This is a genomic window from Hydrogenophaga sp. (genome assembly GCF_030373225.1).
In the GTDB taxonomy this organism is placed as follows: Bacteria; Pseudomonadota; Gammaproteobacteria; order Burkholderiales; family Burkholderiaceae_C; genus Hydrogenophaga.
The window spans coordinates 97795-112911 of sequence record NZ_JAUCZG010000001.1 but is presented as its reverse complement, the minus strand read 5'-3'; the positions used below and the strand labels follow the sequence as shown (position 1 = coordinate 112911).

Genomic DNA, 15117 nt, shown 5'->3' with positions numbered 1-15117 from the left:
AAAACGTTGGCTTACTTGGCGGCGGCGGTGGCTTTTTTCGCCGTGGCCTGGGCCTTGGTGGTCACTTCAGCGGCGTTCTTGCGGGCGTGGATTTCACCCAGTGCGCGCTTGTACTCGTTGGGGAACACCTTCACGAACCTGTCGCGCGACTGCGCCCAGGTGTCGAGCAGTTCGCGGGCGCGCTTGCTGCCGGTCCAGCGGTTGTGCTCTTCCAGCAGTTTCTTCAACTGCGCTTCGTCGCTCTGGCCTCGGTGCCAGACAGCGCGGTCCACGGTGGCTTCCTGCTCGGCGGCCGACAAGACCTTTTCCATACTGACCATGGCCGTGTTGCAGCGCTTGGCAAACTGGCCGTCTTCATCAAAGACATAGGCCACGCCGCCGCTCATGCCGGCAGCAAAGTTTCGCCCGGTCTTGCCCAGCACGACCGCTGTTCCGCCGGTCATGTATTCACAACCGTGGTCGCCCGTGCCTTCCACCACCGCAGTGGCCCCTGACAGGCGCACCGCGAAGCGCTCACCCGCCACGCCACTGAAGAAGGCTTCACCGGTCGTTGCACCGTACATCACGGTGTTGCCCACGATGATGTTGCGCGAGGCTTCACCGCGGAAGTCGATGCTGGGGCGCACCACCACGCGCCCACCCGACAAACCTTTGCCGGTGTAGTCGTTGGCGTCCCCGATCAGGTACAGGGTGATGCCCTTGGCCAGGAAGGCGCCGAACGACTGACCGCCCGTGCCTTCAAGCTGAATGCGGATGGTGTCGTCCGGCAGGCCTTCAGGATGCAGCTTGGTGAGTGCGCCCGAGAGCATGGCGCCCACCGAGCGGTTGACGTTGCGTGCCACTTCGATGAACTGCACCCGCTCACCCTTGTCGAGTGCCGCGCGCGACTTGGCGATCAACACGTTGTCCAGCGCCTTGTCGAGGCCGTGTTCCTGCTCCTGCGTGTGCAGGCGCGGCACGTCTGCCGGCACGTTCGGCAGCGCCAGCAGGCGGCTGAAGTCGAGGCCGCGTGCTTTCCAGTGCTCGATGCCCTGCTTCGTGTCCAGCAGGTCGGCGCGTCCGATCAGGTCGTCGAACTTGCGGATGCCCAGCTGCGCCATGATCTGGCGAACTTCTTCAGCGATGAAGAAAAAGTAATTCACCACGTGCTCGGGCTTGCCGCTGAATTTCTTGCGCAGCGCCGGGTCTTGCGTGGCCACGCCCACCGGGCAGGTGTTGAGGTGGCACTTGCGCATCATGATGCAGCCCTCGACCACCAGCGGCGCGGTGGCAAAGCCGAACTCGTCGGCACCGAGCAGCGCGCCGATGGCCACATCGCGGCCGGTCTTCATCTGGCCGTCGGCCTGCACGCGGATGCGGCTGCGCAGGCGGTTGAGCACCAGCGTCTGCTGCGTTTCGGCCAGACCGATTTCCCACGGGCTGCCGGCATGCTTGATGGACGACCAGGGTGACGCACCGGTGCCGCCGTCGTGACCGGCGATCACCACATGGTCGGCCTTGCACTTGGCCACGCCCGCGGCGATGGTGCCCACGCCGATCTCGGAGACCAGCTTGACGCTGATGCTCGAGTGAGGAGCCACGTTCTTCAGATCGTGGATCAGCTGCGCGAGGTCTTCGATGGAGTAGATGTCGTGGTGCGGCGGCGGGCTGATCAAACCCACGCCAGGCACGCTGTGCCGCAGTTTTCCAATGTAGTCGCTGACCTTGCCGCCGGGCAGTTGCCCGCCTTCGCCGGGCTTGGCGCCCTGCGCCATCTTGATCTGGATCTGGTCGGCGCTGTTGAGGTATTCGGCCGTGACACCGAAGCGGCCCGAAGCCACCTGCTTGATCTTCGAGCGCATGGAGTCGCCGGCCTGCAGTTCGTAATCGACTTCAAAGGTGTCCTTGCCCAGCAGGTCGGACATGGTCTGGCCCTGCTTGATCGGGATGCCCTTGAGCTCGTTGCGGTAGCGCAGCGCGTCCTCGCCACCTTCGCCGGTGTTGCTCTTGCCGCCGATGCGGTTCATGGCCACGGCCAGCGTGGCGTGGGCCTCGGTGGAGATGGATCCGAGCGACATGGCACCGGTGGCGAAGCGCTTGACGATCTCCTTGGCCGGCTCGACCTCGTCGATCGGAATCGCCTTGCTCGGGTCGATCCTGAACTCGAACAGGCCGCGCAGCGTCATGTGGCGACGGCTCTGATCGTTGATCAGCTGTGCGTATTCCTTGTAGGTGTTCCAGTTGTTGGAGCGGGTGCTGTGCTGCAGCTTGGCGATCGCATCAGGCGTCCACATGTGCTCTTCGCCACGGACGCGCCAGGCGTATTCGCCACCGGCGTCCAGCATGGTCGCGAGCACCGGGTCGTCGCCGAAGGCCGCCTTGTGCATGCGGATGCTTTCCTCGGCGATCTCGAACACGCCGATGCCGCCGACCCGGCTGGCCGTGCCGGTGAAGTACTTCTCGACGGTGGCGCTGTTGAGACCGATGGCCTCGAACAACTGGGCACCGCAGTACGACATGTAGGTCGACACGCCCATCTTGGACATGATCTTGGACAGACCCTTGCCGATGGCCTTGACGTAATGGTAGATCGCCTTGTCGGCGCTCAGGTCGCCCGGCAGGCCCTTGTGGATCGCGGTCAGCGTCTCCATGGCCAGATAGGGGTGCACGGCTTCGGCGCCGTAACCCGCGAGCACGGCGAAGTGGTGCACTTCGCGCGCCGTGCCGGTTTCCACCACCAGACCGGCGGTGGTGCGCAGCCCTTCACGCACCAGGTGCTGGTGGATGGCGGAGAGGGCCAGCAGCGCGGGAATCGCAATCTGCGTGGCGCTGATGGCGCGGTCACTGATGATCAGGATGTTCTTGCCGCTCTTGATCGCGTCCACCGCGCCGGCACACAACGAAGCCAGCTTGGCTTCGACACCCTCACGTCCCCAGGCGGCAGGGTAGGTGATGTCCAGCGTGTGGCTGCGGAACTTGCCCTGGGTGGCCGATTCAATGTCGCGCAGCTTGGCCATGTCGGCGAAGTCCAGCACCGGCTGGCTCACTTCCAGCCGCATCGGCGGGTTCACCTGGTTGATGTCGAGCAGGTTGGGCTTGGGGCCGATGAAGGACACCAGCGACATCACGATGGCTTCGCGGATCGGATCGATCGGCGGGTTGGTCACCTGCGCAAACAACTGCTTGAAGTAGTTGTAGAGCGGCTTGTTCTTGTCGGAGAGCACGGCCAGCGGGCTGTCGTTGCCCATGGAGCCGATGCCTTCTTCGCCGTTGGCGGCCATCGGGCTCATCAGGAACTTGAGGTCTTCCTGCGTGTAGCCGAACGCCTGCTGGCGGTCCAGCAACTCGGGCGTGACGCTCTCCATGCCGCCGGTTTGCGGCTCGGTGGCAGCGATGCGCTGCTCCAGCGCCGATTCACCGGCCACCGGGGTGTCCACATCGTCGAGGCGGATGCGCAGGTTGTCGATCCACTGCTTGTAAGGCTTGTTGTTGGCGAGGTTGGCCTTGAGTTCCTCGTCGTCGATCATCCTGCCCTGCTCCAGATCGATCAGGAACATCTTGCCGGGCTGCAGGCGCCACTTGCGCACGATTTTGTTTTCGGGCACGGGCAGCACACCCGATTCGGAGCCCATGATCACGAAGTCGTCGTCGGTGATGCAGTAGCGCGAAGGACGCAGGCCGTTGCGGTCCAGCGTGGCGCCGATCTGGCGACCGTCGGTGAACACGATGGATGCCGGGCCATCCCATGGCTCCATCATTGCCGCGTGGTATTCGTAGAAGGCCTTGCGGCGCTCGTCCATGGTGGTGTGCTGCTCCCAGGGCTCGGGGATCATCATCATCACGGCATGAGCCAGCGGGTAGCCGGCCATGGTCAGCAACTCGAGGCAGTTGTCGAAGGTGGCGGTGTCGGACTGGCTGGCGAAGCTGATCGGGTAGAGCTTCTGCAGGTCGGCGCCCAGCACGGGCGACGACATGACACCTTCGCGCGCCTTCATCCAGTTGTAGTTGCCCTTGACGGTGTTGATCTCTCCGTTGTGCGCCACGTAGCGGTAGGGGTGGGCCAGTGGCCACTCTGGAAAGGTGTTGGTGGAAAAGCGCTGGTGCACCAGGCCCAACGCAGACACGCAACGTTCGTCCTGCAGGTCGCGGAAGTAGGTGCCCACCTGGTCGGCCAGCAACAGGCCTTTGTAGACCACCGTGCGGCTGCTCATGCTGACCACGTAATACTCTTTGCTGTGGGTGAGCTTGAGGCGCTGGATCGCTCCACTGGCCGTCTTGCGGATCACATACAGCTTGCGCTCCAGGGCGTCCTGAACGATCACGTCGTTGCCGCGGCCGATGAAAACCTGGCGGATCACCGGCTCCTTGGCGCGCACGGTGGGCGACATCGGCATGTCGAGGTTCACGGGCACATTGCGCCAGCCCAGCAGCACCTGGCCTTCGGCGGCAATGGCACGCTCCATTTCCTGCTCACAGGCCAGGCGGCTGGCGTGCTCCTTGGGCATGAAGATCATGCCCACGCCGTACTCACCAGCGGGCGGCAGCGTCACCCCCTGGGCGGCCATCTCCTCGCGGTACAGCGCATCGGGCAGCTGGATCAACAGCCCCGCGCCGTCTCCCATGAGCTTGTCGGCGCCGACGGCACCCCGGTGGTCGAGGTTTTCAAGGATCTTCAAACCCTGCTGCACGATGCCGTGGCTCTTCTCGCCCTTGATGTGCGCCACGAAGCCCACGCCGCAGGCGTCGTGCTCGTTGGCCGGGTCGTACAGGCCGTGTTGCTGGAGGTGCTGCTGCTCGGCTGCCGTGGTCATGGCGCTTCCTTCTCGGTTCGTGGGCGTTGATGCAAATGGCGATTGCGGAGCATATTGCATCGCAACAACAATGCCAACCTGATTAATCGGGGTCAGATTCCAATTGATCAAAGGCATCATCCACACATCATTAAATAGGGACGGATCAAATCGCCGTCCCCCACCCTCACAGGCAGATCCTTTCAATCCTCGCGTCGTGCAGCGCCGGCAGGTCGGCCCGCCCTGGCCTTGGTGATGCGGCGGGACGTCTGTTTTTGCAGCCCGCCGAAGAAGTCGGCATCGCCCAGCGCCCAGCCGCGCAGCGCGGACTGCGTGATGGCGTCCTGCTGGTCCATGGGCAAGCCTGCACGCACCCATTCGGTGTAGGCAGCTTCCCGGGCAAATGGCGTGTTGCCCAGACCCCAGTACAGCGGATGGGGCGTCAGTCGCCGGTCATGGGCTTGCCCGATGAAATGGCGGTGGCTTGACCAGGCGTACTGCCGGGGGTCGTTGACCAGGCCGGCGCGCACGGGGTTCAGATCGATGTAGGCCATGCAGGCGAGCAAATGACGGTCGGCCTGGATCAGGGTGGACTTGTACCGCCCTTCCCACAAGGTGCCCGTGCGTTGGTGCAGATCATTGAAGTAACGCACGTAGCGTCGCCCGACCGCCTGCATCATCAAGGGAACGCCCTCCCCGGTCTCGGGTGTGAGAAGCAGGTGAAAGTGGTTGTCCATCAGCACGTAGGCATTGATGGCCACCTGGTGTTTTCTGGCGTTTTCGCCCACCAGATCGAGCAGCACTTCGCGATCGGCATCGGTTTTCACGATGGGCTGGCGGTTGTTGCCGCGCTGGATCACATGGTGAGGGTAGCCGGCAACGGTGAGACGGGGCAAACGGGCCATGGCGGTGTTGCAGGTAGGGTGCAGCCGAGGGCGGCAAGATCGGAACAAGACCCCACTCGGGTGACGGGCCTTGATTAAAACCCACGACTCAGGTGCGGCGGCGCCACACGGCCTGCAGGCGCCCGGCCAGCAGCAGGCCCAGCAACGAAGAAGCGCCTGTGACCCACCAGGTGGACTGCCACCCTCCGGCCTGCGTGGCCACCCAGGCCACGAGCGGAGGACCGGTGAACTGCCCCAGGGCAGAAAACTGCTGCATCCAGCCGACAGTGGTGGAGACGGTGTCCTCGCCCGGCGCCAGCACCACCGCGAGGCTGAACAAGGTGCCTGGGATCAGGCCGCCCACGCCCGAGAACACCAGCACGGCGAGGTATTGTGCAACCGGGTGTCCCGACGCACCAAAGGCGATCACCGAACCGAGACCCATGGCACCGAAGCCCCAGGCGAGCAGCACGCCTGGGCGCACACCGCGCGCCAGCAACCGTCCCGCGCCGATGTTGCCCGCCATGTTGATGCCGGCCGCGAGCGCACTGAGTCCGCCCACCGCCGCAGCGACATGACCGGCTTGCGCGTAAATGGTCGGCAGAAACCCGATGACCGCCAGCCACTGACCCGAGTAGAGCAAGAACGCGAGCGCCACCCACCAGGGGGCTGGAGCGGCAAGCGTTCTTTTGAGGCGCTGGCCCCAGGCGGCGGCTGGCAGCGACTTCGCTGCCACCGACAGTGCATCGGGCGCCACGCTGCGAGCCAGGAGCACGGCCGAACACAGGGACAACACCGACAAGGCCACCCACGCTCCGCGCCAGCCAACTTGACCCATGAGTGCCCCACCCATCAACAGGGCCAGTGCCGTGCCCAAGGGCATGTAGGCTCCCCACCAGCCCAGGGCGCGGGACAGCGTGGGGGCGTGCAGCACGCGCCGTCGCAACAGGCCCGGCGCAGGCAGGACAGCGAGCAGGAATCCAACCCCCTCGACCACGCGGGACAGCAGCAGCAGTGGCGTGCCGGGCGCCAGCGCCCCCATGGCACTGCCAGCCGACAACAGCAGCAGGCCGGTCAACATCACCCGCCTCGGTCCCAAGCGATCGGCCATGAGTCCGACCGCCAGCCCGAGGGTCATGCCGGCCAGTTGAACCAGAGACAGCAGAAAGCCGGCCTGCACCAGCGTCAGCGACAGGGCGTCGCGCAGCACAGGGATGGCCACAGGCAGCTTGCCGATGTGCAAGGCGCAGGTGACACCCACTGCAAAAACGACGACGGCGGTCCGCCGGGAGGCCGAAGGGTCGCGCTCGGTCATGGCAGTCCGGAGCGAAGTCCGCTCAGGGAAAGACCGCCGCCCCGAACAGGCGTTCGTGTTCGCGGATGGCAAACCGGTCGGTCATGCCTGCGATGTAATCGGCCACCGCTCGCGCATGCTGCGAGCTGCGGCCGTGGGCTTCGGGGAGTTCCTGCGGGGCGGTCATGTAGCGCTCGAACAGGTCGCTCACCACCCGCTGTGCCCGGCCGGTCGTCTCCATCACCTGCGGATGCCGGTAGAGGTTGCGCAGGAGAAAGGTCTTGAGGACCTGGGAGCGTTCGCGCATGCCCGGCGAGAACGCCACCAGTGGCGGCAGGCGACGTGGCGCATCGGCATCGACCAGGGCATGCCGGCCCATCTGCAGCCGGGTGTGGTCGATCACGTCGTAAACCTGATCGCTGAGCATCAACCGGATGGACTCGAACAGCAGGCGCCGGCCCGAAAGCGAGGGATGGGTCGTCACTGCCTGCTGGCGGTAGTGCCGGAACAGCGGAACGTCGTCGAGTTGCTCCAGCGTGAGCAGACCGGAGCGAACGCCGTCATCGATGTCGTGCGCGTTGTAGGCGATTTCGTCGGCCAGGTTGCACAACTGAGCCTCGAGGCTCGGAGAACCGCCGTGAATGAAGCGCGCGGCCACCCCATGCGGTTCAAGGCGCTCCAGGCGCTCGGCATTGGCGCGAGAGCAATGCTTGAGGATGCCTTCACGGGTTTCGAAACACAGGTTCAAGCCATCGAAAGCGGGGTATCGCTCCTCCAGCTCATCAACCACTCGCAAGCTCTGCAGGTTGTGCTCGAATCCCCCCCCGTCCAGCCCGTGCACGCTGGGCGAGAGCGCCTGCATGCAGGCATTCAAGGCGTCCTGACCGGCGTGGCCGAAGGGCGTGTGGCCCAGGTCATGCGCCAGCGCAATGGCCTCCACCAGATCTTCGTTGAGCTGCAGCGACCTCGCGATACTGCGCCCGAGTTGGGCCACCTCCAGCGAATGCGTCAGGCGCGTTCGAAACAGGTCACCCTCGTGGTTGAGGAAGACCTGCGTTTTGTAGACCAGCCGGCGAAACGCGGTGGAGTGGATCACGCGATCGCGGTCCCGCTGAAAGGCCGTGCGCGTGGGCGCTTCACTTTCCGGGTGTCGGCGGCCGCGGCTGCGCGCGGGGTCACTCGCATACGCTGCCAGAGTCTGCACCGAGCGCTGGACACCCGGCTGCATCAGGGCCGCACGCTCTCGGCAATCACCTGCGCCACCAGTGCGTCGGGGGCGCTTCGCACCACCGCATGACCGGGTCGGTCGATCACGACGAACTTGATCTCTCCTGCCTCCGACTTTTTGTCCACACTCATCAACGCGAGGTAGCGACCCAGGTTGTCCTGTGCATCGATCACCGGTGCCACCGTGGGCAACCCCGAGGCCTTCACCAAACGCGTGAGTCGCTCGACAAAGGCCGCATCGACCCCGCCCAACAGCTCGGAGAGCCGCGCCGCCATCACCATGCCGCAACCCACGGCCTCGCCGTGCAGCCAGGCACCGTAGCCCATGCCCGCCTCGATGGCGTGGCCAAAGGTATGACCGAAATTCAGAATGGCCCGCAGCCCTGACTCGCGTTCGTCCTGTCCAACCACCCAGGACTTGATTTCGCAGCTGCGCTTGACAGCGTGCGCCAGCGCGCCGGGTTCTCTCGCCATGAGGGCGTCGATATGCGCTTCGATCCAGTCAAGGAAGTCCATGTCTGCGATCGGGCCGTACTTGATGACCTCGGCCAACCCTGCGCTGAGTTCGCGCGCGGGCAGGGTGTTCAGGGTGTCGAGATCGCACACCACCCTCTGAGGCTGGTAGAAGGCCCCGATCATGTTCTTGCCCAGCGGGTGGTTGATGGCCGTCTTTCCACCAACCGACGAATCCACCTGAGCCAGCAGCGTGGTGGGTACCTGCACGAACGGAACACCACGCATGTAGCTCGCTGCCGCAAAGCCGGTCATGTCACCGACCACGCCACCACCTAGCGCAAACAGCACCGTCTTGCGGTCACAACCATGGGACAGCAGTGCATCGAAGATCAGGTTCAGCGACTCCCAGGACTTGTGGGACTCGCCGTCGGGCAGGCAGACGGTGTGAACGACGGCGTAGCGCGAGGAAATGGCCCGCTGGAGACGCGCTGCGTAAAGAGGAAACACCGTCTCGTTGGTCACGATCATGGCGCTGTGGGCGGCCGGAAGCTGGGCGTAGCTGGCGAGGGCATCGAGCAGCCCCGATCCAATATCGATCGCGTAGCTTCGGTCGCCGAGTTCTATGCTCACTCGATGGTGCAGGGGCAAGTTGGCTTGAGACGTCATGGGCACCGAGTTTATGCCTTGACTGAAACGCCACCGCCTCCGGCAATCAGCGCTCTGGATCGGTCGCGCCGGAGGCAGACGGAACCTCACCCCGGGAAGGGACGATCCCTGCGAGTTCCAGCTGCATCAGGATCATGCTCACCAACATGGCGACCGACGGGCGCCCCGTCTCGATCACAAAGTGAGCGGTTTGGCGGTACAGCGGATCGCGCACCGCATAAAGATCCCGCAATCGCTGCAATGGGTCGGCGACCTGAAGCAGCGGCCGGTTCCGATCGTGTCGCAAGCGCCGAAACACCTCTTCAGGCGACGATCGCAGGTAGACAACCGTACCGCGGCGATGAAGATGGTCGCGGTTTTCGGCACGAAGCACCGAGCCTCCACCTGTCGACAGCACACAGGTTGCACCGGCGGTCAACTCGTCTATCACCGACGCTTCGAGATCCCGAAAACGATCCTCGCCCTCACGTTCGAAAAACTCTCGGATCGAACAGCCCAGCCGCTGTTCGATCACGTGATCGGAGTCGAAGAACGGGAGTGAAACGCGTCGCGCGAGTTGTCGACCCACGGTCGACTTGCCAGAGCCGGGCAAGCCGATCAGGAAACAGGAAGTTGCGCTCAATTGATCGCGGATCGACCCAGCACACGCGGCGTGATGAAGATGAGCAATTCCGACTTGTTGTTGATTCGCTCGCGCGACTTGAACAGATTGCCGACGCCTGGCAGATCACCCAGCAAGGGCACCTTGTTCACCTGATCCCGCTCAGTTTGCTCGAAGATGCCACCGATCACGACCGTTCCGCCGTTTTCCACCAGCACCTGGGTCTGAACGTGTTTGGTGTTGATCGCAATGCCATCGGGCGTCGATTCACCACGGCTGTCCTTGTTGATGTCGAGGTCCAGAATGATGTTGCCCTCTGGCGTGATCTGCGGCGTGACTTCCAGCTTCAGGTTGGCCTTGCGGAACGCGATGGCAGTGGCGCCGCTGGAGGTCGCCGTCTGGTAAGGAAACTCGGTTCCCTGTTCGATCAGTGCCTTGACCTGGTCGGCCGTGACCACTCGAGGGCTGGAGACGATGCGGCCCTTGCCGTCGGATTCCAGTGCAGAAATTTCTAGACTCAGGAACCGAGAGGCGTTGGGACTGAACAGCGACAAGGCGTAGGAGGCAGCCAGGGCAGTGCCGGGATTGGCGGGCAGACTGACGAAAGGCTGCGAGGCTTGTGTTGGACCGGTTGAAACAGCGCCGTAGGTTGAGCCGAAATTGCCCTGCACCTGATTGCCGTTGACCGAACCGACGCCAAACCCTCGCACGCCCCCACCCAAACGCACGCCCAGCGACTTGCCAAAGCTGTCGTCGGCTTCCACGATGCGGGCCTCGATGATCACCTGACGGATTGGAATGTCCAGCTTGGCGATCAACTCCTGAACCTGCTGCAACTTGGACGGAATGTCGGTGACGAACAGCTGGTTCGTCCGGGGTTCGGAAATCACGCTGCCACGATCGGACAGGATGCGGGCATTGCTCCCGCCGCTGGAGCCCCCGCTGCCCGAGGAGGTCAGCTGCGTGGCAATGTCGACCGCCTTCGCATAGTTCATCTGGAAACCTTGCGTGCGCAAGGACTCCAGGCTCTCGGTGGAGGCACGTGCTTCGAGATCCTGCTTCTCCCGCGCAGCGATTTCATCCTTCGGAGCGATCCACAACACATTGCCCGACTTGCGCATGCCGAGGCCTTTGGCCTGCAGGATGATGTCAAGAGCCTGGTCCCATGGGACATCTTTCAGGCGCAGGGTGACCGAACCGGTGACAGAGTCAGAGGTCACCACGTTGAAGTTGGTGAAGTCGGCAATGACCTGCAACAGTGAGCGGACCTCGATGTTCTGGAAATTGAGAGAGAGCTTTTCGCCGTTGTAGCCAGGGCCCTGCGTCAGCTTGCTGGAGTCGATCTTCTGTTCGCGAATCTCGAGCACAAACTGGTTGTCGCTTTGGTAGGCCGAATGTTCCCAGTTGCCCGTGGGCGCGACCACCATGCGGACACGGTCGCCCGTCTGGGACGTGGTCACGCTTTGAACAGGTGTGCCGAAGTCGCTCACATCCAGGCGGCGACGCAGGCCTTCAGGCAGAGAGGTCTTCAGAAACTCAACCACCAGGTTCTGCCCTTGTTGCCGGATGTCGACACCCACCTGATTGTTGGCCAACTCCACGACCACGCGACCTGCATTGCCCACCCCGCGGCGGAAGTCGATGTCGCGCAACGAGGTCACATCGCGGTTGCGGTTCTCGGCAAATGCGGATGGCGGAGCCGTGACCGCAGTGACCACTTCGGAGCGCTGCAGCACCACCAAAAGCGTATTGCCCTCAATCTTCGTCTCGTATGACGCAGCCTGCTTCAAGTTGATCACCACACGCGTGCGGTCGCCGGCTTGAACCACGTTGGCTGACCTCAAGTTGCCTTCATTGATGTCGACCGTGCTGCGGCCAATGGCGTTGGCCACACCAGGAAAGTCCAGTGCAATGCGCGCGGGCGCCTGGATGGTGAACCCGGTGGGAACCGCGGCAAGCGGCTGCGCTGTGTTGATGCGAATGACTTCGACACCGCCTTGGACACCACCCGTCAGCGACTGAATGGCATTTTGCGCTTGCGCCCACACGGTCGTGAGTGCCATGGACGCCACGACGACGCCTTTGAGCAAGCCCCACTGCACGGATGACACCAAGGCTGCCTTGTTTGGCTTGTTCATTTAGAAGATCCCTCTTGTAACTGCAACGCTGCGGGACGCTCGGTCCACTCCCCACCAGAATCCTGCACGATCTCGCGCAAGGTCACCTCGGTTTCGGAGATTCGCGTGACCCGCCCGTAGTTCTGCCCCAGGTAGTTGCCCGGCCTCACCTGATACAGCAAGTTGTCGACCTTGACGAGCGCCACCAACTGGCCTTCGCGGTTCAGGCTGCCCACCATGGACATGGTGTCCAGCGGATAGGCCTCCAGAGGCTGTTTGCGCCGGCTGAGCTCCGGCTCGATCAGTGCAGCGTTGGCCACGGGAGTCGACTGGCTGCCGCGCAGCACGCTGGTGAGCTTTTCGCTGCTGAAAGGGGGCGTCAGGCGTTCACCCAGGTAGGCTTGCGGTTCGAATTTTGTTGGCGCTGGAATGGGCTGGACAGAGGGCTTGATGTTGTTGCGCTCGGTCTGCATCCAGGCTTGCAGTTCGTCCTGACCAGATGAGGTGCAGGCCGACAACAAGGTGAAGGCAACGATGCCCAGAAACAGCTTGGTACTGGGAGACGGCATCACTTCTTGGCTCCCTGTGCCTTCTGTTGGAGGGCAATCTCTTCCTGATCCAGGTAACGGAAGGTTTTGGCAATGCAGTCCATCGTCAGAATGCCTTCACGGTTTGCCACAGGGGTCAATGTCAGGTTGTTGAGGGTCACGATTCGGGACAGGTTTGCAATATCAGCGGCAAACAGTCCGATGTCGTGATAAGAACCCGTCACCCGGACTGAAATGGGTAGCTCGGCGTAGTACTCTTTCACGCTGACCTGACCGGGACGAAACAACTCGAACTGAAGACTGCGACCCAGGCCAGCCTGGTTGATGTCCGACAACAGCGCATCCATCTCCGCCTTGCTGGGCAGTTGCTTCTCCAACTGGGTGACGTACTGCTGCACCTGCTCCAGCTGCTTGCGCAACGCGTCGAGATTCACCGCCTGGATTGCCTTTTTCTTGTAGTCCTCTCGGAGCTGTTGCTCGCGCGCCTTTTCGGCGATCAACTCTTCGTCAGAGTCTTTCAACCAGGCAAACCACAGCCCGGCGATAACGGCCACACAAACGGCGACAAACAGCAGGTTGCGTGGCAATCCAGGCCACTGGGAAGGATCGTTGGGATCCAGTCCGGTGAACTGGCTCTTGAGTTTTTCCTGGACTCCCTTGAAGTCCACATTGATGCTGGGCGATTTGGCCATGGTGGTACGCCTTTTGATCAAACCTTGCCCACCGCGGCAGGGGCGCCGGCTGGACTGGTGGGGGCGCCTCCGGGGGCGGCCGGGCGTTTCAATGCCACTCGCATGGAGAAGTTGTACACCCTGCGCGGATCGCGTGGCGTCACCACCAGGTTGGCAGAAATGATTTCAATCAACTCTGGTCGGGCGAGCCAGGGACTGCTGTTGGCGAGGTTTCGCAAGAGGTCGGACACACGTTCCTGGGACTGCGCGACACCCAACAACAAAACGCTTTGACCCTCTTGCTTCATCGACCGGAGGTAGATGCCGTCAGGCAACTGAGCCACCAGTTCATCAAGCAGATGCACCGGGATGTTTCGATCGCCCTGCAGGTCTTCCACGGCGGTCTGACGCGCTCTCAGCGAAGCAATTTCCCTCTGCAAACCGGCAATGTCCTTGATTTCCGCGTCGAGACGGGTGATTTCCGCCTGGAGAAAGGCGTTTCTATCCTGCTGAGCAGAAATCTGGCCTTGATACCAAGTGAATACGGCGCCGCAAACAACGCCCCCCAACAACGCGGACAGGCCGAGCTGAGTGAAGAACTGGTCTTTTTGTCGCTTGCGAGCGGCCTCGCGGTGCGGCAGCAGGTTGATCAAGATCATTGGAAGAACCTCCTCAAGGCCAGCCCGGTGGAGGTCAAATAGGAAGGCGCTTCGCGAGAGATCTTGCGGGCCTGGATGGATGAGGCCATCTCCATGGCATCGAAGGGATTGATGACCATGCAGGCAAACGACGTCTGGTGGGTCACGGCCTCCGTCAGCCCGGGCAGCGCTGCGCTGCCTCCGGCCAGCAGAATGTGGTCGACCTTGTTGTAAGGGGTGCTGGTGAAGAAGAATTGCAAAGCCCGGCCAACCTCTTGAGCCATGCTTTCAATGAACGGATCCAGCACGGCAGAGCGGTAATCATCAGGAAGATCCCCGGACCGCTTCTTGGCTTCGGCCTCGTCGGCTGAGAAACCGTATTGGCGAACGATCAACTGCGTCAGTTGGGCTCCGCCGAAGGCCTGATCCCGCTCGTAAAGGACGTCGTCATTGCGCATCACCTGCATGCTGGTGGTAAGCGCACCCACCTCGAACAGGGCCACCAGTGAATCGATGCCTTGGTTTGGCAGCGTCTCGATCACCCGTCCAGCTGCCATTCGCGAGGCATAGGATTCGACGTCCATGATGACCGGCTTGAGTCCAGCTGCCTCGGCAAGACCCTGGCGGTCCGACACTTTTTCCTTGCGCGAAGCGGCTATCAATACCTCAACGTCGCCGACGGAGTTGGCACTGGGGCCGATCACGCAGAAGTCCAGACTCACTTCGTCGAGCGAAAAAGGGATGTACTGATTGGCCTCCGACTCGACCTGGGCTTCAAGTTCCTTGTCGGACAGGCCCCCGGGGAGGATGATTTTTTTGGTGATCACCGCCGATGCGGGCAAGGCCAGCGCAACGTTTTTGGTCTTGCTGCCGCTTTTGCGAACCACTCGGCGCACTGCCTCGGCGACCTCGTCGAATTTCTCGATGTTGCCATCGGTGATCCAGCCGCGTTCCAGCGGCTCCATGGCGCAGCGCTCCAAAACCAGATCACCAGAACGGTTGCGGGAGAGTTCAACCAGCTTGACGCTGGATGAACTCACGTCAATGCCCAACATGGGCGCCGGCTCCCGGCTGAATAACGACCCCAATGAGATCAAGGTGACCCCCCGATATGATGACGCCCGTGGGCACCAGACTTAAGAATTCACTTGAATGCTAGCAGCAAGCTCTTTGTCCAGCAAAGAAATTTTGTCTTTGCGACAATTCGAAACGTTGTCAAAACCACACGTAGGAAGACGGGTTGCCA

Annotated in this window: 11 protein-coding genes; all 11 read right to left on the bottom strand. The window is 62.6% G+C overall.

What is annotated here, in order from left to right; translation table 11 throughout:
• Positions 1-11: 11 nt before the first annotated feature.
• Positions 12-4790: a glutamate synthase-related protein gene (locus QUV35_RS00525; RefSeq protein WP_300870159.1), complete on the bottom strand. Its 4779-nt coding sequence runs from the start codon at positions 4788-4790 to the stop codon at positions 12-14.
• Positions 4791-4972: 182 nt separating this feature from the next.
• Positions 4973-5674, bottom strand: coding sequence for a transposase (locus QUV35_RS00520; protein WP_300870158.1), 702 nt, complete (start codon positions 5672-5674; stop codon positions 4973-4975).
• Positions 5675-5762: 88 nt separating this feature from the next.
• A complete protein-coding gene (locus tag QUV35_RS00515) occupies positions 5763-6968 on the bottom strand; it encodes an MFS transporter (protein WP_300870157.1) in 1206 nt (401 codons plus the stop codon).
• 22 nt (positions 6969-6990) lie between these two features.
• Positions 6991-8175, bottom strand: a complete 1185-nt coding sequence (locus QUV35_RS00510; protein ID WP_300870155.1) for a deoxyguanosinetriphosphate triphosphohydrolase — start codon at positions 8173-8175, stop codon at positions 6991-6993.
• Complete coding sequence (gene aroB, locus QUV35_RS00505; protein ID WP_300870154.1) at positions 8175-9296, bottom strand: 3-dehydroquinate synthase; 1122 nt, start codon at positions 9294-9296, stop codon at positions 8175-8177. Before aroB ends, QUV35_RS00510 begins: the two co-directional genes overlap by 1 nt.
• 46 nt (positions 9297-9342) lie before the next feature.
• On the bottom strand, positions 9343-9918 hold the full coding sequence (locus QUV35_RS00500; protein WP_300870153.1) for a shikimate kinase: 576 nt from the start codon (positions 9916-9918) through the stop codon (positions 9343-9345).
• Positions 9915-11960: a type IV pilus secretin PilQ gene (locus tag QUV35_RS00495; protein WP_300870312.1), complete on the bottom strand. Its 2046-nt coding sequence runs from the start codon at positions 11958-11960 to the stop codon at positions 9915-9917. The genes QUV35_RS00500 and QUV35_RS00495 overlap by 4 nt, the downstream gene beginning before the upstream one ends.
• 71 nt (positions 11961-12031) lie before the next feature.
• Positions 12032-12583, bottom strand: a complete 552-nt coding sequence (locus tag QUV35_RS00490; protein WP_300870152.1) for a pilus assembly protein PilP — start codon at positions 12581-12583, stop codon at positions 12032-12034.
• Positions 12583-13254, bottom strand: coding sequence for a type 4a pilus biogenesis protein PilO (locus QUV35_RS00485; protein WP_300870151.1), 672 nt, complete (start codon positions 13252-13254; stop codon positions 12583-12585). The genes QUV35_RS00490 and QUV35_RS00485 overlap by 1 nt, the downstream gene beginning before the upstream one ends.
• Before the next feature lie 17 nt (positions 13255-13271).
• Positions 13272-13892 (bottom strand): PilN domain-containing protein, encoded by a 621-nt coding sequence (locus tag QUV35_RS00480; RefSeq protein ID WP_300870150.1) that lies wholly within the window; start codon positions 13890-13892, stop codon positions 13272-13274.
• Positions 13889-14968, bottom strand: coding sequence for a pilus assembly protein PilM (locus QUV35_RS00475; RefSeq protein WP_300870148.1), 1080 nt, complete (start codon positions 14966-14968; stop codon positions 13889-13891). Before QUV35_RS00475 ends, QUV35_RS00480 begins: the two co-directional genes overlap by 4 nt.
• Positions 14969-15117: the final 149 nt, after the last annotated feature.